The 21,204-nt window shown below is 46.4% G+C and carries 17 protein-coding genes; 11 read left to right on the plus strand and 6 right to left on the minus strand.

Features of this window, described 5'->3' with window-relative positions; genetic code table 11:
* Nucleotides 1-10: 10 nt before the first annotated feature.
* Nucleotides 11-616 (minus strand): DUF1697 domain-containing protein, encoded by a 606-nt coding sequence (locus tag RIG68_RS20570; protein ID WP_350126604.1) that lies wholly within the window; start codon nt 614-616, stop codon nt 11-13.
* A 32-nt stretch (nt 617-648) separates the two neighbouring features.
* Entirely contained in the window at nt 649-1,716 is a 1,068-nt protein-coding gene (locus tag RIG68_RS20575; protein ID WP_350126607.1) for a DUF3500 domain-containing protein, read from the minus strand.
* A gap of 163 nt (nt 1,717-1,879) precedes the next feature.
* Between RIG68_RS20575 and RIG68_RS20580 the strand changes: the two genes are divergently transcribed.
* The 11 genes from RIG68_RS20580 (at nt 1,880) to RIG68_RS20630 (ending at nt 16,394) form a co-directional block, all read left to right on the plus strand.
* Nucleotides 1,880-2,545, plus strand: coding sequence for a hypothetical protein (locus tag RIG68_RS20580; protein WP_350126610.1), 666 nt, complete (start codon nt 1,880-1,882; stop codon nt 2,543-2,545).
* 268 nt (nt 2,546-2,813) lie between these two features.
* Nucleotides 2,814-3,713 carry a LytR/AlgR family response regulator transcription factor gene (locus RIG68_RS20585; RefSeq protein WP_350126613.1) on the plus strand — a complete coding sequence of 300 codons (900 nt, stop codon included), beginning with the start codon at nt 2,814-2,816 and terminating at the stop codon, nt 3,711-3,713.
* 308 nt (nt 3,714-4,021) lie between these two features.
* Nucleotides 4,022-4,786 carry a hypothetical protein gene (locus RIG68_RS20590; protein WP_350126616.1) on the plus strand — a complete coding sequence of 255 codons (765 nt, stop codon included), beginning with the start codon at nt 4,022-4,024 and terminating at the stop codon, nt 4,784-4,786.
* A gap of 30 nt (nt 4,787-4,816) precedes the next feature.
* Entirely contained in the window at nt 4,817-6,751 is a 1,935-nt protein-coding gene (locus RIG68_RS20595) for an FISUMP domain-containing protein (RefSeq protein ID WP_350126619.1), read from the plus strand.
* A 24-nt stretch (nt 6,752-6,775) separates the two neighbouring features.
* Nucleotides 6,776-8,179 (plus strand): fibrobacter succinogenes major paralogous domain-containing protein, encoded by a 1,404-nt coding sequence (locus tag RIG68_RS20600; protein WP_350126622.1) that lies wholly within the window; start codon nt 6,776-6,778, stop codon nt 8,177-8,179.
* A 20-nt stretch (nt 8,180-8,199) separates the two neighbouring features.
* Nucleotides 8,200-9,537 (plus strand): Lcl C-terminal domain-containing protein, encoded by a 1,338-nt coding sequence (locus RIG68_RS20605; protein ID WP_350126625.1) that lies wholly within the window; start codon nt 8,200-8,202, stop codon nt 9,535-9,537.
* 58 nt (nt 9,538-9,595) lie between these two features.
* Nucleotides 9,596-12,820, plus strand: a complete 3,225-nt coding sequence (locus RIG68_RS20610; RefSeq protein WP_350126628.1) for a putative Ig domain-containing protein — start codon at nt 9,596-9,598, stop codon at nt 12,818-12,820.
* Nucleotides 12,817-13,995 carry a caspase family protein gene (locus RIG68_RS20615; protein WP_350126631.1) on the plus strand — a complete coding sequence of 393 codons (1,179 nt, stop codon included), beginning with the start codon at nt 12,817-12,819 and terminating at the stop codon, nt 13,993-13,995. Before RIG68_RS20610 ends, RIG68_RS20615 begins: the two co-directional genes overlap by 4 nt.
* A gap of 278 nt (nt 13,996-14,273) precedes the next feature.
* A complete protein-coding gene (gene sqr / locus RIG68_RS20620) occupies nt 14,274-15,530 on the plus strand; it encodes a type III sulfide quinone reductase, selenoprotein subtype (RefSeq protein ID WP_350126634.1) in 1,257 nt (418 codons plus the stop codon).
* Between the two features lie 23 nt (nt 15,531-15,553).
* On the plus strand, nt 15,554-15,862 hold the full coding sequence (locus tag RIG68_RS20625; protein WP_350075140.1) for a TusE/DsrC/DsvC family sulfur relay protein: 309 nt from the start codon (nt 15,554-15,556) through the stop codon (nt 15,860-15,862).
* A gap of 19 nt (nt 15,863-15,881) precedes the next feature.
* Nucleotides 15,882-16,394 (plus strand): DsrE/DsrF/DrsH-like family protein, encoded by a 513-nt coding sequence (locus tag RIG68_RS20630; RefSeq protein WP_350075138.1) that lies wholly within the window; start codon nt 15,882-15,884, stop codon nt 16,392-16,394.
* 78 nt (nt 16,395-16,472) lie between these two features.
* Here the strand turns inward: RIG68_RS20630 and msrA are convergent, their stop codons facing one another.
* From msrA to RIG68_RS20650, 4 genes are all read right to left on the minus strand, one after another.
* Entirely contained in the window at nt 16,473-17,123 is a 651-nt protein-coding gene (gene msrA / locus RIG68_RS20635) for a peptide-methionine (S)-S-oxide reductase MsrA (RefSeq protein ID WP_350126638.1), read from the minus strand.
* A gap of 99 nt (nt 17,124-17,222) precedes the next feature.
* Nucleotides 17,223-18,518 (minus strand): M20/M25/M40 family metallo-hydrolase, encoded by a 1,296-nt coding sequence (locus tag RIG68_RS20640; protein ID WP_350126641.1) that lies wholly within the window; start codon nt 18,516-18,518, stop codon nt 17,223-17,225.
* A 102-nt stretch (nt 18,519-18,620) separates the two neighbouring features.
* Nucleotides 18,621-19,418 carry an RraA family protein gene (locus RIG68_RS20645; protein ID WP_151999852.1) on the minus strand — a complete coding sequence of 266 codons (798 nt, stop codon included), beginning with the start codon at nt 19,416-19,418 and terminating at the stop codon, nt 18,621-18,623.
* Nucleotides 19,419-19,569: 151 nt separating this feature from the next.
* Complete coding sequence (locus RIG68_RS20650) at nt 19,570-21,048, minus strand: Gfo/Idh/MocA family protein (RefSeq protein ID WP_350126644.1); 1,479 nt, start codon at nt 21,046-21,048, stop codon at nt 19,570-19,572.
* Nucleotides 21,049-21,204 lie beyond the last annotated feature (156 nt).

Genomic DNA, 21,204 nt, shown 5'->3' on the forward strand with positions numbered 1-21,204 from the left:
GCAAAGTCTGTTAAGCTTTTTTAATCCCGACCATTTCAGCCAGCACATTCACTGTCTTCCAGTTTCTGGTAGTAGCCCCAACCTTCAGTTTAGATTCAAAAAAGGTAATGTTGATCTTTGTTCGGCCATAGCCGTTGGGGCAGTATACGTACACTTCTTTTCCCGTCAACACGAAGCGATCCGGGGCGTAGTCGTAGGTCAGCAGTTTATCCACGTTCTCCTGCTTTGGCAACTGGTCAAGGAAGGTCACATGTAGTTTGTCAAGTTCGATGCCTTTCTCATTAAGAAAAGGATTTTCTTCAATCACTTTTTGTACGTCCGCTTTGGTTCGAACAAGGACGGGTACATCGAAACCAAAGTGTTGGCTGATGGCTTTTTCGATATTTCCTTTGACCAGCGTTTGTTGTTGTTCGCTTGTTGCAAAAGCCACGTTGCCGCTCTGTATATAGGTCTTCACTTGTTCGTATCCCAATGACTCATACAGCGTCTGCAGCTCTTTCATGGGCACCGGCTTGTGCCCGCTGACGTTGATGCCTCTGAGGATGGAGATGTAGGTGGTCATGTTCGAAAGGTAGCAGGTATTTCCGAAGAAAACCGTGAAATAGGAAATCCTCATGCACAATCAAGTGCACTTGGAAATGCCTCTGTTTAGTGCTTGTGGCCCAAATAGTGCGCCTTGAGAATGTCCTCCCCAAAATCGGCTCCTTTTTCCCTCCAGATGGCATGGATATGGTTGCCGTCGTTGTCAAAACCCACGTTGTCGTACTCGATCATGAAGTCGGGGCCATTGATGATATAGTAATGCGGGCTTCTCGCCTCATAGCTTCCTATCCAGGCGAAGTAGATATTATCGATCCCAGTCTTAAGCAGCTTGTCATAAGCCCTCTTTGCACCGTCATGCTCCAGGTTATCGACATATTCTTTGATAAGCCATTCAAGTAGCCCTTTTTGTTCCTTGTTCATGTCGGAGGCTTTTATACCGTAGTAGTCGTCAATTCTTTTCGGCCCGCTGGGGCTGGTGATAATGTCGCCGGGTACCTTTTGGCTTAATGTAGCCACTTTCTTTTGCTGTTCAGTCAAAGCGTTGATCAGCAGAAAGCCATAGTCTTCTTCTTTGCTCAATACCCGCAAACCGGCGTATTTGGTAATACGTACCTCGGCAGGATCAGTGCCGATAAAGAGCGGGGTAAGTGAATATCTACCATCGGCCATCGACAGGCTGATGGCGATGTGATGACCACCCAAATTGAGCCCCCAGGGTTCTTTTATGTCGGGAGTGCCCCACACAGAAATATAGTAATTGCCGTATTCCCAATCGAGTTTCTTGATTTGCGCCAGCCCTTCTTTGGATATTTTCCCCCTGCTGAAAGTGGAGTCGTATACCATATTCAGGACATCGTCCAGCTTCATAATGCTGGTGACTTTGAGGTAGCCCTGCGAGCTGAACAAGGTCGTTAACACCCGGTGAAACTGAAGCATACTTGCCTCTGAGAGGTCGCCATATCGCTTGCCTGGCCTCGGCACCAGGCCAACAGGCAGATTCGTCCATTTTTCCCGGCCCGGATCGTCGAACGGTAAGCTAATCTGCTCCAGCTCTTCTGCGCTCAGCGTTTTCAGAAATACTTTGGTAACGTCTACAATTTCGTCGGCCGTTTGGCTGAACAGGGGAGCTGATGTGATGGCAAGAAAGGCGATAAAGGTGAGAGCAAATTTCATTGGGGGTGTTTAGATAGTTGATAAAAGCCGACTCAATATAGCTCAATAAATATTCAAACCAACTGATTTAGCCGCTGCTGGCCGGGAGCCAAACTGGCATGAATAATGCATAATACATTTCTGTTCGTACAACTTTTTAGACTTATGAAAACTGATTTTTTTAATGCTGCTATTTGGTGGGCTATGCACCGGATGTGTGAGTACAGGTGTGCTCTTTCAGGATGGAAAAACGGCTGGGAAGAAAGAATTCGATGGTGCCATTGGCATTTCCTACAATGTGGTTCCCTCTTACACCACCGACTCAGCCTCACAAACAGTTAAGCTAAATCCCTTCAAAGTGCCTGCGCCGTGGATCAATATTCAGGCACAGTATGGCCTGGCAGAGCGGCTGGATGTGGGTGGTTCTTTTGGCCTGGGCCTTTTTAGTGCCGGACTCAGCGGTTTCGCCAAGTATGCGCTTTTACCTAATGAAGGTGTTTTTCATCTGTCACTTTATGGTGGTGCGGGCTTTGCCGCCTCCACCGACAAAGTAGAAAATGGCACAGCCACATTTGCCCAGCTGGTCGGCGGTATTCCTTTTAGTTTTGACGTTACTGAAACAAATACGCTCGTTATCCAGCCGTTGTACAGCCACGATTTCTACAAGGTGAAAGTTTCAGACGACACAGTATATGACGACCGATTTGATGCACACCTTGTACATTTGGGGTTTGGGGTGATTCGAAAAAATTTGGACAAAGATAGGTCTGTGTTTTACAATGTCACGATGAACTATTCGCCATCAGAAAAGAAGGCTTATCCTACTTTTGGTGTGGCGATAAGGCTGTGATCGATAAATGAAGGAGGCTTATTAGACCATTTTTGAAGCATTAAGCTTTTTGGAAATTGAGCTATCAACCAAATGGCCAACACAAGCAACGATACCGTTATCGCCGGAGGTGCCAGGCAAATTTGCTCCATACTCAAAAATAAACAGAAAATGCGGTTTGTGACTTTCGGCGTGGGGTCGTAATGTCAGGCTTCGCAATTTTTTTTAAATCCAATTGACTAGTTTAGAAGATCATTGAAACCCAACCTGACAAGTCTCAAAAGAAGATATGGTGTCATACGATAATGCCATTTCAGGAAGTAACTGGATAAAGCCGGTATTGATAATCGCTGGAATTATAGCTGCGCTTATCGTTTTCGAGGGTGCGCAGCAATATTATTACCTTCAGAGGTATAACCTTTTCCCTAACGCTAATATTACGCTGCTTGATTTGACCATTGGCCACCTTAAAAGCTGGCTGATCTGGGCGCTGGCTGGAATCCCATTGATTGTATTCGCCCTGCGGCATCCATTTGACAAAGGGGGAGACTACAAAAGTCAGACACTTATCTATCTTGGGTGGGTGTTTGGTATTCTTTTGGTCTGCATTGTTCTCATAGCGCTGGAAGAAGTGTTCTTTCAAGGTGGGGCCGCCACAATCGATCGATTTATTGGCGGGCTTACGTTCTACACTTTCCAAAAAGGCCCCATTTTTCTTTTGGCTTACACCTCCCTGATTATAACGCTTCATTTTTTTGTGAACATACAGACGCTGGAGCTAACGGTGAAAGAGCTAAGCTCCATGAAGGTTAGCAATCAGTCGTTGTATGAGGAGCTGAAAGCCCAACAATACGACGATGCTACTCAGTTCATTATTGTCAAAACTGGCAACCGCAGCAGGGTCGTGGCACTCGACGATATTCGCTGGGTAGAGGCCGACGACTACTGCGTGAGGCTCCACACGAGAACCCAGGAATCGTACGTGCTTAGAGGTTCCATGAAAGCGATGGAGCAGGCCTTGCCTGGAAAGAAGTTTATCCGTATCCACAGGAAGTGCATCGTGAATCTCAATGATGTGGACGAGTTTCTTTTCTCAGACACGCCGGAAGTTGTACTCACTGGCGGGATGAAACTGCCCGTGGCTAGTTCGAGAGTGGGGCAGATTAAGAAGCACTTGAGCCTATCGTAACCACCATAAGAGACTTCATTTACCGGTTTCACTTTTACCAGCCAGGCTAGCCTGTCTCCGCAAACCCACCCCCTGCCTTTCTCTTTTTTCGCCGCAATAACCTGGTCTTGACTGAATATTGACAGAAGATGACGCAAAATCGACAGTAGAAGTAGCTAGTATTGAGCACTTTTGGATGTCTGACGGATGTCACTGGTAACAGGCGTTCGATTTCTGACAACAGCTATGGGACTAGTTTTGAATCACCACCTTCAATAGCTATGATCCAACAACTTCCAAAGTCATTCAAGCGTTGTCAACCGCCTCATATGTCTGGCATGATGACTGGTTCATCCGCAAAGCGGGTGGTCAGTTTCTTGTTGGGTAACTTATTCACTGTTTTTACTTCAAACGCTCAGGACGTTGTCATCACTCAAATGGCCCTGCAGCCCGATGGCAAAGTGGTGCTCAGGTACAACCTGAACGACGACCGGCTGGATAGGAAGTATTCCCTTTACCTGTACGCTTCTTCCGATAACTACATACAGCCACTGGCGCAGGTGAGTGGCGATGTGGGTGTTGACCTGGCCGTCGGCGGTAACAAAACCATCACCTGGAATGCCAAAGAAGAGTTGGGCGACGGCTTTGCAGGGGATATAAGCCTCGAGCTAAAAGGCAATATCTATGTGCCCTTCATTGCCCTCGACAACTTCGACGATTACAAAGTGCTGAAGCGGGGCAAGCCCTACGACGTCACCTGGACAGGCGGGCGTGGCGACAATGTGCTGCTGTTCGAACTCTACGAAGAGGATAACAAGATCAAGGTGTTTGACGAACGCCCCAATGTGGGCAACACCACCATCATCATTCCAAACGACGTAAAGCCTGGCCGCTACCGCTTTAAAATCAGCGACAGCCGGAACAGGGATGAGGTGGTTTATACGATGGATTTTATTGTGAAGCGTAAAGTGCCACTGATCATGAAGGCAGGATTGGGCTTGGCTTTGCTGGGAGGGGTGGGGTATATAGTGTCGCAAAGTGGGGCCGAGGCTCCTGAAGAGAAGATAGGGGATCCAATTTCACCGACCAGGTAAAAAAAGAATGAGATATAGATTTACTTACAAATGATCAAGACAAAGTACATAGCCCTTCTTCTTTTGTTTTTCATCGTCAAATCCGCTTTCGGACAGGCACCTGAAAATTTTAGCTATCAGGCAGTCGTGCGGAATTCATCAAACCAGATTATCACCAATTCTCAAGTAGGAGTCCGAATGAAGATTTTGCAAGGGACAGCCACGGGCACTGTTGTCTATACCGAAACCCACACAGTAAGCACCGATGCCAACGGGCTGATTAGCTTAAAAGTAGGTGGTGGCAGCAGCTCTGATGATTTCTCTGCGATAAATTGGCAGGTTGGCCCATTTTTTCTGGAAAGAGCGATTGATCCAGGTGGTGGCGCCACGTATTCCATGTCTGGTGTAGACCAACTCCTCAGTGTTCCATACGCATTACATTCCAAAGCAGCCAAAAATATTCCTCTCACTGATGGAAAATTATTTATAGGAAACACCAGCGGGAAAGGCGCAGAAGTAACGCTTTCTGGTGACGCTACTATTACCAATGCAGGATACCTAAGCATCAGCGACGGTGCTATTGGAAGCAACGAAGTTGTTGACAATAGCCTTACAGCAGATGACCTTGCACCAGGTTCCGTGACCACAGATGAAATAGCCGATGGCACAGTTGGCAATATAGACCTCAATAAAGCAGCCATTCCACTTAGTGGATTTGGTCCTGCAACATCGGCAGTAGATCTGGGGGGTAAAACTTTCACCAATGTAAAGGACCCTGTTTCCACTCAGGATGCTGCTACGAAGGCTTATGTGGATGCCTTAGAGCTGAGGTTGATGCAGTTGGAAAATGAATTAATATCTGCTGGCAGCTATATACTAACCGATTTTGAAGGTAACAAATACAGCGTGGTTGAAATTGGCAGTCAAGCCTGGATGGCGGAAAATTTAAGATCCACTAAGTATAACGATGGATCAGATATCACGCTGATTACTGAAGATGCTGATTGGGGGACGTATGATAATCCTGGTTATTGCTGGTACGACAATAACGAAGGCACAAACGGGGACCCTTATGGAGCTCTGTACAATTGGTATGCGGTCGCTTCCGAAAAACTTTGCCCTACTGGATGGCATATCCCTACAGATCTTGAGTTTTCAATATTAGAGGAAAGTTTGGGAGGCCTGGATGTGGCAGGAGGGAAGCTTAAAGAACAAGGTACAACCAATTGGTCAAGTCCAAATACAGGAGCAACTAATTCTTCTGGATTTGGCTATACTCCTGGCGGGCTAAGGGTGGGTTCTGGCGCTTTTCAAAACATAGGAATAGCTGGAAGCTTACATTCCAATACTGAAAGTTTGCACATCAGTGGAAACTGGGCATGGGGCATGGATACGAATAGTGATGATCTCGTCCGTTCAAATGGCAACAAGCGACTGGGTAGGAATGTGCGATGTCTAAAGGATAACGAGCCAGAAATCATTGCTCCTGGTACTTATGCTGTTGGCGATTTGGCTCTTGGAGGAGTGATAGCTTATGTGCTCCAAACCGGTGACCCTGGTTACGATCCTGATTCAGAACACGGTTTAGTCGTAGCGCTTTCAGATCAAAGTTCGGGTGCAGAATGGGGTTGCAGCGGCACAGGGATCAGAGGAGCGGAAAGATCCGATATTGGCACTGGCAGCCAAAATACCCTTGATATTATTTACGATTGTGCAACTCCAGGAATTGCTGCTAGACTTTGTCATGATTTGACTTTGAACGGATATTCAGACTGGTATCTTCCAAGTAAAGAGGAGTTGAACATACTATATCTCAATAAAATGGCAATAGCTAGTGGTGGAGCCACCTTAGCAGATGAATACTACTGGAGCTCCACTGAAAACGGAGGGCTGCTAGCCTGGGGTCAGGACCTTAGCAATGGTCAAGCGGTAGCCCCAGATAAAAGTGTAACTAATCTTAACGTACGGGCTGTTCGAGCTTTTTGATAATTAAGGTATAAGAGTTAAATAATGGTCAGAAGATTTTTATATATCATCATTTTATTATCAGGGTATGGCCTTCGAGCTCAAACCCCTGAGAAGTTCCCTTATCAGATGGTGGTGCGGGATGCCGGTAATAACATTCTCAGTAATGCCAACCTTGGTTTGAGAATAAGTATTGTGCAGGGCAATGAATCAGGAAGCATAACCTACACTGAAACACATTCGACGTCGACAAGCAAAAGTGGATTTGTATCAGTGGTCATAGGTAGTGGGGCCACAACGGATAATCTCTCTGATATTGATTGGTCGATGGGGCCATTTTTTGTGAAGGCAGAGATTGATCCAACCGGTGCAACCAGTTACTCGCTCACCAGCATAAACGAGTTACAAAGCGTGCCCTTTGCCTTTTATGCGAAAACAACCGAAACGTTAGTAGTGTCTGATGGCCATTTGCTCGTTGGCAACAGTTCAAATCAAGCAACATCAGTAGTGATGACAGGGGATGCAACCATAACCAATACGGGCAGCATAGTCATTGGGAGTGACATAGTAAACAGTGCTCAAGTGATAGACAACAGCCTTTTGGCGGATGACCTGGCCACCGGATCCGTGACAAGTGACGAGATTTTAGACGGTACAATACGTAACGAAGACCTGAACAAAAGTGCTATTCCTCTAAGTGGTTTCGGTGACCCAACAGCCTCAATGGATTTTGGTAATCAGCAGATCAGCAATTTGAGAGAGCAGGTTGGAGATCAGGAAGTTGCAACTAAAGCATATGTAGATGCCTTAGAGGAAAAGTTAATTTCATTGAAGTTGGCACAGGGGTATGCTACCAAAGACGTTGATGGCAACGTTTATAGTAGTGTTACTATAGGTACCCAAACCTGGTTTGATCGAAATCTCGCCACTACAAAATACAACGATGGGACTGAAATCACCTTAGTTTCCGAAAATAACGCTTGGCAGAATTTAAGCTCTCCGGGATATAGCTGGTATGAAAATGACCAGGCATCCTATGCAAATTATGGGGCGCTTTACAATTGGTTTGCTATCGATCCTTCCAGCAATGGTAACAAGAACGTCTGCCCAACTGGTTGGCATGTTCCAAGTTTGTCCGATTGGAACACACTAATTTCTTTCTTGGGAGGTACCGAAGTTGAGCGATCAAATAAGCTAAGGCAAAAGGGCACCAATTATTGGCCAGCTCCAAACGCTGGCGCTACTGATGAGTTTAGATTCAGAGGGTTGCCTGGTGGGTCAAGAAATAGCAATGGATCCTTTTCTGGGATTGGTAGCAGTGGCAATTTTAGTATGTCCGATGATTTAGGTGGATTTGTAAAGACTATGTCTTTGACAAGCACTGGTTTTTCTGCTTCTGCTAGTATCACAAAAAATTATGGCAACTCAGTTAGGTGTTTGAAGGATTGACGAATTCTAATTTTTTATTGATGAAAAAAATAAGTGTCAGCGTGTTACTAATGTTTGCTTTAGTTACTATCCAAGCTCAAGTACCCGGTGCAATTAGTTATCAGGGTTTGGTACGTAACGCAAACAATGTAGTTGTTGCCAATAGTACTATAAGCTTGCGTATTAGTATCATCAAAACTACAGCGACCGGAAGCATCGTCTATGTTGAGACCCATAATGCAACAACAGACGGCAACGGAATTTTTACGGTCAAAATTGGCACAGGAAGCAGTTCAGATAATTTCACAGCAATCAATTGGCTGGGTGATAAGTATTTCCTTAAAAGAGAAATTGATCCAGCAGGAGGCAGTAATTATACCATTTCTGGCACAACCCAATTCTTAAGTGTACCCTATGCGCTTTATACCAATAATGCGGAGGGAGTGTTGCTGGAAGACGGTAAAGTATTAATTGGTAATTCTTCAGGAGCATCTTCCAATAAAATAGTGGGCGACGATATGACTATTTCCAATAGTGGCTTGGTTACTATTTCTTCCGGTGCAGTAGGAAGCCCGGAAATTTTGGATAACAGTTTAACAGCATCTGATCTGGCCATGAGCGCTGTTGGCAGTGATGAAATAGCCAATGGATCGATTATGGACGCAGATTTGGACAAAGTAAATATTCCCCTCAGCGGATTTTCTGCGCCAGCTAATGACTTGAATGGTAATAATCAATTACTGGGTAATATAGCTGATCCTTTAAATGATCAAGATGCCGCTACTAGAGCTTATGTGGACGACCTGGAAGATCAACTTAATTATCTTATTAAGAGCTTAAAGGAGGCTGGGTCAATTCCTATTCAAATAGGAGATTACGTTTTTGGAGGTGTGGTGGCCTATGTTCTCCAGTCAGGCGATCCAGGCTATGATGCTAATCAGCAGCACGGCATTATTGTAGCTGTTACTGACCAGTCCAATCTTGCTTTGTGGGGTTGTTTGGGGACAACTATTGCTGGAGCCGATGGTGTTGCTATTGGAACCGGTATGCAAAATACATTAGATATTGTAGCCGGGTGTGCGACTGCTGGAATTGCCGCCAGGCTTTGTGTTGACTTGAATTTGAACGGCTATACTGACTGGTATCTGCCAAGTAAAGATGAACTCAACCTACTGTACCTAAGTAGATCTTTAATTAATGCTTCCGCTTTAGAGAACGGAGGAACTGCCTTTGTAAATGATAGACGCTACTGGAGTTCGACTGAGAAAAATAGCTTTGAAGCATGGATTCAAAATATGTCTAATGGGGAACAGCTTTCTACGATGAAGACGATTTCAGCAAGTACTCCTGAGGCTGTGCGAGCCGTGAGGTCTTTTTAAAGGGAAGAATTATGAATTTCTATAAGCAGGAAGTAACAAATAGACGTAAGGAACAAGAATGATACGCATAAGGAATATAGCTATCTATACTTTTATCTTGGTCATGCTGGGAATGAACCAAAACTATGCACAACAATCTACTACCTCAACCGGAGGCACGATAACCGGGACAGGTGGGATCGTATCGGATGCCGTTGGTCTGTCCATCTACACTTCTATTTCCGGCGCTGGTGGAAAAGCCAATGAAGGCATAGTCGTTCCTGTTAATTTCTCTCCGCAACTGGCTGCTATAGGGGCAAAAAGCATTGACGAAGAAATTGAACTTGCTTTTACTGCTGTCGGCTCCGATGTTGACCTGCAAGCCTTAGATTACAGCCTGGATGCTACATCGACAGGGAAAGGAATGAGCATCAATTCCACTACCGGGGTTTTTAGCTGGACGCCTGCGGAAGACCAGGATGGTTCCCATAGCGTGGTGATTTCGATCTCCGATGGCACTTTTTCTGTTTCGGAGACTTTTACTATCACCGTAACGGATATAAACAAAGCGCCAGTTGTAGCAGCTTTGACTTCCAAAGCTGTAGATGAGCTAGTGCCCTTGTCTTTTACCGCCTCGGCAACGGATGCAGATTTGCCAGCTCAGGCGTTAAGCTATTCCCTGGATGCTACATCGTTGGGTCATGGAATGACAATTGATGCCATCACTGGGATTTTCACTTGGACACCTTCAGAATCACAGGATGGACAATACACGGTGGACGTGCTCGTGAGCGACGGAGTTGCCACCGATGTTGAAACAATTACGATCACCGTGGCCAACATCAACGTGGCGCCCGTACTTCAAACCATCGGTGAAAAAAGTGCGGACGAACTGGTGTCGCTCGCCTTTACGGTAGCGGCCTCAGACTCTGATTTGCCTGCGCAGAATTTAACCTATAGTTTGGATCAGCCCTCGCTTGATAAGGGGATGACCATCAATGCCACTACTGGTGCATATGCTTGGACACCATCAGAGTCTCAGGATGGTAGCCATGATGTTGTTTTTACTGTAAGCGATGGCCTACTGTCGGCTTCAGAAACTGTAGCCGTCACGGTGGCTGATGTCAACGTCGCTCCTGTACTGGCGTCTATTGGTGCGAAAAGTGTTGATGAATTAGCAACACTTTCCTTTACAGTATCCGCCACGGATTCAGATATCTCAGCGCAAAGCCTTATTTTCAGCCTCGATCAGCCCTCGCTGGATGCTGGAATGGCCCTGGATGCAGCTACAGGTACTTTCAGCTGGACACCAGGTGAGTCACAGGATGGAACTTATACCGTAATTTTCACTGTATCGGATGGTTTGGTGACTGATTCTGAAACAATTACTATTACAGTAAATGATATTCCTGATAATCCGTTAGCGTTTGAGCCAACGAGTGCAGACATTACCCCGGGCACTTTCAAGGCAAGCTGGGGGGCGGTGGCTGGCGCCACCGAATATCAATTGGAGGTTACCTCCAATGAATTTGTAAACCTGCTTCCAGGATACAACCCATTTGTTTTAACAACTACAGAAGTGGTTGTTACAGGATTACAGCCGACCACCAACTACCAATTCAGGGTGAGGGCCAGGAGTGCGCTAGGTGTTTCCGGGTATTCCAACATAGTAAACGTTACAACATTTGATGATGCAACAGTAAGTCCTCTGGCTATTGGAGCAATAGACTTTGCGACCCGTCAAGACAACACCACCTCCCAAACACTAAGCATTTCTGTCACAGGTGGGACAGCGCCTTATGTTGTCACGGCTACACACCGTGGGTTGCTGGAAAGTGAATTCAACATTGAAACACTTTCTGAAACATCCCCAGGTAACTACTCCTTCACAGTCAGTCCTGAAATGCTCGATGAAATGGGCGTGCAGTTTGAAATTACCGCCACTGATGCCAAAGGCGATCAGCAGTCGAGGGCCGGAAGTATTGCACGATCCTTTGGTGAGGCAGCCAGCCCTGCCCTTCCTTTTGAACGCTTTGGTGGCACCACCCTGACCTGGAACTTATTCACTATTCCTTATGATCTCGATAATAAACTGGTGAGCAATATCTTTGCCGACCTTGACCAGAGTCGCCATGAATTCGACTGGAGAATAGTGCGCTACCGCAATTCCACCAATGATTATGTCAACTTCAACACAGGGCAGGTCAGGGTAGGAGAAGCCTATTGGTTCAATTCCAAAACCGCAGTGAGCATCAATGTGGGTGCGGGCCAAACTACTGCTTCAATACCGTTTCCCATGACCCTGCTGAAGGGCTGGAACCTGATCGGGAATCCCTACACGGTGGCCATTTCCTGGGAACAGGTACTGGCAGCCAATCCTGACAAGACGGGTATTGACCCTATCCGGCTTTTTAATGGCACGGCATTGGTCATTGCAGATGTCGTTCAGCCATTTTCTGGCGGCTTTGTCTTCGCCGAAGAAGCCACTTCAGTGGACATTGACCCCATCGCTTCTAAGCCCAATGGTAGAATTCTGGCCGGTAAGGGCAGGATCGAAAGTACAGATATCGACGAGATGGCCTGGCTCTTTCCGCTACAACTAAGTGATGGACAAACGACTACGGTGTTAGGCGGTGTGGGCATGCACCCAGATGCCCTGGAGTTGAAAGACCAATTCGACGGTATGGTACCCCCTCGTTTTATCCACTACAGCGAGATGTATACCACACACGAGGCTTATTTCTACCCTTACTTCTCCACCGACGTGGTCCCCACCAAAAGCGACCACACCTGGAGCTTTACAATGTCATCCAATAAAGTAGCAGGACCATCCAACCTGACCTGGGACATGGGGGCTTTGCAAAACAAAGCCTCCAGTCTCTACCTGCTCGATCAGCAAAGCGGCAAGTTGGTGGATATGAAAACCACAGATAGCCACACCGTTGACCTGAGCAAAGGTGATTTTAGGTTTGAAGTCTACTTTGCGGGCAGTGGCAACCAGGTAATCCCCAATCAACTGCTGTTGGGTGATGCGTACCCTAATCCTGCAAGCACACAGGCGACGATTCCCGTACTGCTGCCTGGCGATGCCAACGAGTTGGTGGATATTGATCTTTCTGTTTTCGATATCAATGGCAATCGTATTAGCACCCTGGCCAGCGGCAAGTACAAACCAGGTGTGTATGAATTTACCTGGAACGTCGGGGTTGAGCAAAAGAGATCAGTTAGTGGTATGTTCTTTTACCGATTGAGCTTTAACGACAACAACAGAGCACCACTTTACAAAAAACTAATTCTGCGATGAGGAAGACAAAGCAAATTTTGGCTGTCATTGGATTTGTTCTTTTTGCTGTAGCGCAAGTCAATGGCCAGGTGGTGGTTGACAGAACCAACAAAGTATCGCTGGATTTTACAAAACCCGTCAAGGCCACGGTACTGCCCGAGGTAAATTGGGTACTGCCCCGCCTGGAGTACACCAACAGTGAGGCGAACAAGGTGGATATCAAGGCCAACGTTCAAAGCAAAGTGCCGTTGAAAAGGGTGACGCTTTCGGTACTAACTTCGCTGGATGAAGCCCCTATGGCTACCATGGATATTCCATTGCTTAGCCCGACTTCAGCTGAATTTGAGAAGAACATGTACCTCGCCGATGGTCAAAACTATGTCAGGATCACTGCGGAAAACGTGGATGGAGGCATTGTGTCGGACGACAGGTCGGTGATTGTGGGTATGGATGCGCTCAAAGATGCCATCGCCATCGACAGGAAGGACTACGCTGTGTTATTTGCTACCGATAAGTACGACAATTGGAGTGATCTTACCAATCCGATTTACGATGCCAAAGCGATCGGTCAGGAGCTCGAGGAACGTTACGGCTTTGAAGTAAGAATTGTCGAAAACGCCAGTCAGGATCTTGTGTTCAATACGTTGAGGGAGTACGCCCAGAAGAGCTACAAGCCTCAGGACCAGCTTTTTGTGTTTTTTGCAGGTCATGGGCAGTACGACGAAACCTTTGGTGAAGGATTTGTGGTGGCCCGTAATTCTATCGCCAATGACCCAGGCAAGAACAGTTATATCAGCCATAGCCGACTCCGAAATATCATCGACAATGTGAAGTGTCAGCACATTATGCTGGTGATGGATGTGTGCTTTGGTGGCACGTTCGATCCGGTGCTGGCTTCATCGAGAAGTATTTACGAGGAAATGGACAACTCCGAATTCATCGTCAAAAAGCTATCGCTGAGAACCAGAAAGTACCTAACCAGTGGCAGCAAGGAGTACGTGCCCGATGGCACGCCTGGTAGTCACTCGCCTTTTGCTGTGAGGATGCTTGAGGCGCTTAAGACCAGCGGGGGAGGCGACCGGCTGCTGACTATTTCGGAAGTAAATGTGTACATGCAGAAACTACAGACCACGCCCAGGTTTGGCTCTTTTGGAGCAGATGACCAGGGGAGTGAGTTTATGTTTATCGCCAGGTAATAGGCATTTTTCTGGTGCTCATATGATTTTGATATCAAGCAGCAAGCTGTTTAACAAGTAGGGTAGTAGATTGATTTTTTGGTGTGCAGTTGACAAGCGGGGCAGATTTGGAAAAACACCAACTGCTATTTTTTTCGCCTTGCCACCTTTTTTCCTGCACCAGCCCCCCCCCATCGCAAGCCTCCCACAAAGGTCAGCTTTTCGACTGATAAGAGTCAGTATACGCCATCTGTGCGAGCAGTACCTTAGTATCACTGACCACCAAAAAAGAGTAAGTCATGAAAAATCTTCTCATACTCGGCGCAGGATCTGCTGGCACAATGATGGCTAATCACTTGTCGAAGAAAATGTCTTTAAAGAATTGGGCCATCACAATTGTGGATCAATTCGACAAGCACTACTACCAGCCAGGCTTCTTATTTCTTCCTTTTGATATTTACAAAGAAGAGGACGTATACAGAGAGAGAACAGACTATTTGCCTGCCAGCGTCAGCTATATTCAGAAAGCAATTGACGTTATCAAGCCTGAAAACAATCAGGTACTACTGGCAGACGGTACGGTTCTTCCCTATGACCTATTGATTGTAGCCACGGGGTCACAGATTGCACCTGGTGAGGTAGAAGGAATGCTGGGCAGCGAGTGGTATAAGTCTGTCTTCGACTTTTATACCTTCGAAGGATCCCGCAACTTACGTGACAAACTACGTGACTGGAAGGGTGGGGATATGGTCATCCATATTACAGAAATGCCCATTAAATGCCCGGTGGCACCTCTTGAGTTTGCCTTCCTTGCCGATTGGTATTTCCACGAAAAAGGAATACGAGACAAGGTGAACATTTATTATGTGACACCGCTCGACGGTGCCTTCACAAAGCCGGTGGCGTCTTCCAAACTAGGTCATTTGCTGGAAGAAAAAGGCATCAACATCGTGCCCGATTTTGCCATAGCCAAGGTAGACAACGAAAATAGAAAGATTGTATCCTGGGACGATAAAGAGGTTGCCTTCGACTTGCTGGTGACAGTTCCTACCAACATGGGCGACGAAGTGATTGCCAGGTCAGGTATGGGAGATGATCTCAATTTTGTACCAACAAACAAACACACGCTACAGTCCAGCAATTTTGAAAATGTGTTTGTGATTGGAGATGCAACCAATGTACCGGCGTCAAAAGCGGGTTCTGTTGCCCACTTCCAGGCTGAGGTGCTCACCGACAATATCCTGAGGTATTTAGAAGGCGAGCCGCTCAAAGAGGACTTCGATGGTCACGCCAACTGTTTTGTGGAAACAGGCTACGGCAAAGCTATGCTGATAGACTTCAACTATACTACCCAGCCAGTTCCCGGAAATTTTCCTTTCGCTGGAGTCGGGCCAATGAAGCTCCTTAAGGAAAACAAGGTCAACCACTGGGGAAAACTAGGATTCCGCTGGGTTTACTGGAACATGTTGATGAAAGGGTATAGTATCCCTTTCATTACCGCTCAGATGCAAAAAGCAGGAAAAGAGCTGGAAGAAGAAAAATTAGAAACTGTATAATCATCATAAAACCAAAAATGATCATGGAAGCTGTAATTGCAAACCGTCCCGTAGAAGTTAATGAGCAAGGTTATTTGCTGGATATGAACCAGTGGGATAAAGAAATAGCACGTGGTATTGCTCTTGAAGAGGATATTGAGTTGACCGATCGTCATTTTGAAGTACTCAATTATTTGAGGAAGGAACAGGAGAATGGCACAGCGTTGTCTATTCGCAGAATCGGTAAATCAGGAGTGGTAGATATCAAAGAGTTCTACGCTCTGTTTCCGGAAGGGCCATTAAAAAAAGCCTCCCGTATAGCCGGTATTCCCAAGCCAGCAAGCTGTATTTAATCACTTAAAAATCTGAACCATGGAAACTGTAGAAGCACCCGTAAAAGCCCCGGCAAAAAAGGAAAAGAAGCTGAGGAAGATAATGATCATCAATTCTAAGGCAACTATCGATTCTGTGTATGCTGCCCTTATCCTGGCCAACGGCGCAAGGATGGAAGGTATCGAGTCAGAGATTTTCTGCACATTCTTTGGGCTGGAAATGTTGCAAAAAGATAAGATGGATCATTTGCATGTGGCCACCGTGGGCAACCCCGGGTTGCACATACCTACTATGATAGGTGGGCTGCCTGGTATGGAGACACTGGCCAGTACAATGATGCGTAAAGAAATGGACAAGCTGGATATTCCTCCTGTGAGCGAATTCCTGGAAATCTATAAGGCGTCTGGCGGAAAAGTGTTTGCCTGCAAACTAGCCATGGAAATGTTCCACCTGGAGAAAAAAGATCTTTGGGATGAACTGGATGACGTGTTAACTGTCGGTGATTTTTACAATAGAGCCGACGAAGATGGCACGCAGATTATTTTCGTTTAGCAGTTCCAAGTCGTCTGAAGGGAGCACGGGTTATTCGAACCCGGGGCTTTTTTCGTTTTGTGTTTGGCAGCCCAGGGGCTATTTTAACTTCCCTTTGTAAGTGCGTTTAAACTTCTCGTACCTGGGAATTGATACTCCCCGCACATAACCACTGCCCGGATTGTGCTCGATATAATCCTGGTGATATTCCTCTGCTCTGTAGAAAGCTTTCAGCTCCATGATTTCAGACACAATGGGCTTGCTGAACATGCCTGAGTTGTCGAAGGTCTTTAGCGATTTTTCTGCAATGGCTTTCTCCTCCGGTGTCATATAGAACAAAATGGAGCGGTATGAATTGCCGACGTCAGGACCCTGGCGGTCTTTGGTAGTTGGATCCTGCGACGTAAAGAATACTTTGGTCAGCTCTTCGTAGTTTATTTTGGACGGGTCGTAGTAAACCAATACTGTCTCGGCATGGCCGGTTGTTTCAGTATTCACCAGCTCGTAGGTTGGGTTTTTGGTATGGCCGCCTGCATAGCCTGATACTGCCGAGTCGACACCCACTACTGCCTCAAAGATATGTTCTGAACACCAGAAGCAGCCTTCTGCAAAAGCAGCGATGGCTTTTCCGGCAGGAGCCTTTAATTCAACCTGCCTTGCGCCACCGTCATTTTTTGATTTTTGGGCATCGCAGGAATAGAAGCCTAATACAGCTATAAGTAGTGATGATTTGGCAAGAGTATTTCTCATGATGTTGATAACTTGGTAAATAGCCGATAAGTTTCAAAAAATACTATTAATTAAAAGTCCCGACCAAGACAGAATGGATGCTAAACCATCATCAACGGGTTATCTGGTTAACCTGTAGAGCAGGATCGCAGCTCTTTTCGTCTGCATCGGCAATGTCTTTAAATTCCCTGTTTCATTCACAGTGTGGTCATTTTTGCCGCCCATACCCAGACCATCAAGGCCCATTTTAATATACGGAGATGTAAACGAAATATCTGCCGCTCCGGCATTGCTCGGGTTGACCGGCTCCACAGTCATAAAACCCAGATCGGTGCTTACTTTGCTGAGTTGTTTCAATAACTCATAGTTGCCTTCGGTAGGGGCAAAGGGTGGGTAGCCTTCATCAAAACTGATGGTAGCATTGGTCTTGGGCAGGTGTTTCGCCACAATCTCTGTCATGGTTTTTTGAGTGCGCTGAAGTTGCTCAGGTGAAATGGTGCGAATATCACCTGTTACCACGGCATCCTTGGCTACCACGTTGCTTTTGCCGGTAGCTCTTCCTCCGTCTATAGATTCCTCGTAGGCGACGTTGGTGCCGCCAAGAATCATTCCCGGATTGAAAGTGAGGTACTCTTCTGTGCTTAGCGCTTCGTAAAACCCTGTCAGAATTCTGGCGGTTTCATAAATGGCCCCAGCACCTACCTCAGGTTTGAACACCTGAGAAGAATGGGCGGCATTGCCTGTTACTTTTAGCGTCCAACCTGATGAGCTTCTGCGGGCAACATTCGCTGTGCCTGGATTGCCGTCCCCATTTTCAAAACCAAGAGCGATGTCAGCCCACTTAGCTGCTTCTACCAATTCTTGCTTTGAAAGAGACAGCGGATCGCCACTCAGTTCCTCATCACCCGTCATTACCACAGTGATGCTCATATCCTTCAATAAACCGGCATCGTGCAGTGCAGACAAGGCCTGGAGAATGATAATATCGCCACCCTTCATGTCAGCAATGCCGGGACCACTGGCCGTGGTATCGTTCAGTACTTTGTATTTTTGAAATGGGCTTTCCAATTCAAATACCGTGTCGAGATGGCCGATGAGTAGAATTTTCTTTCCTTTTCCTGCCGTAGTTTTGGCTACCAGATGACCTGCCCTGTTCCAGGCACTTCCGTCTTTCCATTCTACTTCCATGCCAAGGGCTTTGAACTTGGGCATGAGTACGTCGGCAACGGCTTTCACACCATCGAAATTCATCGTACCGCTGTTGATGTTAATGATTTCCTCAAGTAGCTGAAGGGCCTCGTTGTTGTGTTGGTCGATGTATTTTGTAAGGCGTGTCTCTGTTTTGGAAACCTGGCCTTGTAGTGAGGTAGCAACAAAAAGTAACATGAGGAACACGATGGGCGAGAATGATTTCATAGCTACAATCTATTATTGGATAATATTACAGAATATTGCCCAATCGCCGAAGGCTTATCAAATGAACAACTCTTCCTCACTACGGGTTAATAAATGTTGTTACTATTTATTTTCCACGGTGAAATCGTAAGGGATGCCAAGTTCTTTGTAGAGTTTTCTCCTTTGTTCTTTATCGATCAGCAATTCTTCTCTGGCCGCATCAGCTACGTCAATAGCGATATCCCTTGGAACGACTATTACACCATCTCCATCAGCTACAATCACATCACCCGGCCTGATGTAAACACCGCCAACAACGACTGGCTCGTTATAAGAGTCAAGCTCATTCCGTCCCGGGCGGATACCTCGTCCTCTCTTTTCGTAGTTCATGTAAACAGGGATGCCTTGTTTTATCACTTCGTCCGTATCTCTGACACCGCCTGCCGAAACAATGCCGATTGCGCCTTTCGATTTCCAAATCATGCTGTTGTTCGATCCGGTCGATCCGGTATCACCATCATTGGCATTATCTATCACTATCACATGGCCTTCTTTTATGTCTTTAATAAATGGCTCTGCCGACACGTTGGTATACCACATATCTCTCCAATGTTTATAGTCGTCACGGCTCACATTGCCAGGATGCGGACGTCTTGTAGTAGGAACATACCTTACCGTAAAGGCGATGCCAACGAATTGGTGTTTGAACCCTTCAATGTCTTTCCAAAGAGGGGCTATTTTTGGGTCCATCAGTCCTACATCTGGCATGCCCAACATGTCCATGCCATCGGAAACGTCGGCAACCCGCAGGCCAGCGTAAAGTTTTATCAACTGATTGTCGGTTACCTCCCTGGTAGTTTGAGCGAAAATACCTGCTGGAGTAAGGAGGACGCATATAACTAAATGTGTAAGGTTTTTCATAGCAAACGTATTTTTCATTAGGGTATTGTCAAATTTAGCAAATCAGAGCTTTCTCGTAGCCTTTTTTTCTTCAAAAATGAGCTGAATTGTTGAGTAAAAAAAAGTCACTGCCTTGCGACAGTGACTTCGTCAATATATGATTTAGAGTAGGTTACAATCCCTGCATTTTCCAGCCATCACGGTAGTCTCTGCGAACAAACTGGTTGGCATCATCGAAGTTAGTGATTTTCATGTTGGGGCCATCCCACATGAGTTTGATGAAGCGGCCCGGGTAATCGAACTGGTCGTCTCTGCCACCTGGTCTCTTCTTCTGAATATCATAGCTTCTTATGGCCAGGTTACCCATCAGGATACTCTCTGTCATAGGGCCTGCAATATCAAACGGTGAGCTCACTTCCATTTTGCCATACCCTGCGATACAAGCCTCCACCCACTGGAAGTAGTGGCCTGTGTCGGATCCACCAGGGACTCTGGCAAGTGTTTGCGGCACTTTTACCTCGTTCGTTCTTGAAGTTGGAAGCAACTTAGGGTCTCTGCCATAGGTGCTGCACATCATTTTGCCTTTGCTGCCGACCATGATGACTCCGTTGCCGCCATCCCCCATCATCTCATTAGGGCCAAGCTCTTTAGGTCTTTCAGGCTGGATGCCGCCATCCATCCAATGGAACTTAACGTCTGGTTTTCCTCCTGGGCCGGGGAAATTCATGATGACGTGAGAGGAAGGAGGACAGCTATCGGGGAAGTAGCCTCTCTTAAACTCGTCTACATATACGCTACCCACACTGCACTCTACAGAGCTTGGATAACCAAGCCCAAGCGTGCGGAAAGGAGGTTCAATAATATGGCAAGCCATGTCGCCAAGGGCACCAGTGCCGTAGTCCCACCAGCCACGCCAGTTGAAGGGCACCAGTTTATCTACGTAATCTTTTTTCGGTGCAGTGCCGAGCCATAATTCCCAGTCGAGTTCTTTTGGTATCGGAGCGCTTTGCGTTGGCCATGGAATGCCTTGCGGCCACACCGGACGGTTTGTCCAGCAAAATACTTCAGTTACATCACCAATAATGCCTGCATCATACCATTCTCTCATTTGACGTACGCCATCACCAGAGGCGCCCTGGTTCCCCATTTGTGTCACCACTTTGTATTTTTCTGCCGCCTGGGTAAGCATTCTGGCTTCATAAATATCATGGGTCAATGGCTTTTGCACGTACACGTGCTTGCCCATTTGCATGGCGGCAAGCGCCTGAACTGCGTGCTGGTGGTCAGGAGTTGATACCGACACTGCATCGAAGTTCTTGCCTTCCTTGTCGAGCATCTCTCTGTAGTCTTTATAGTATTTTGCTTTGGGGAAGTTCTTTCGTGAAGTCTCCGCTCTCCTGTCATCTACGTCACAAAGGAAGGCGATTTCGGCCTTGCCACTTTTTGCAAAATTGGCGATGTCGCTTGTGCCTTTGCCGCCGGCACCGATGCCTGCTACGAGCAGTTTGTCACTTGGGGCAAGGTATCCTTTGCCGCCTATTACGTATCGTGGTACTATGGTGAACGCAGCACCTGCGATAGCCGCATTTTTCATAAACGTTCTTCTAGAAGTGCTTCCTGAAGCTGGGGGTGTTATTTTTTTGTGGGGCATTTGAGTATAATTAGAGATATCACATTTAATTCAGTCCTTAATATAATCAAAAATGCTTCTTCACAACGGTTTTATTACAACCGGGGCGTTATGAAATAATGAAGGGATCATTAAAGAGATTATTGAAGCTGGGTTGAGAGGCTGTTGTAATTAAAG

It is taken from the genome of Imperialibacter sp., from assembly GCF_040222385.1.
Classification (GTDB): Bacteria; Bacteroidota; Bacteroidia; order Cytophagales; family Cyclobacteriaceae; genus Imperialibacter.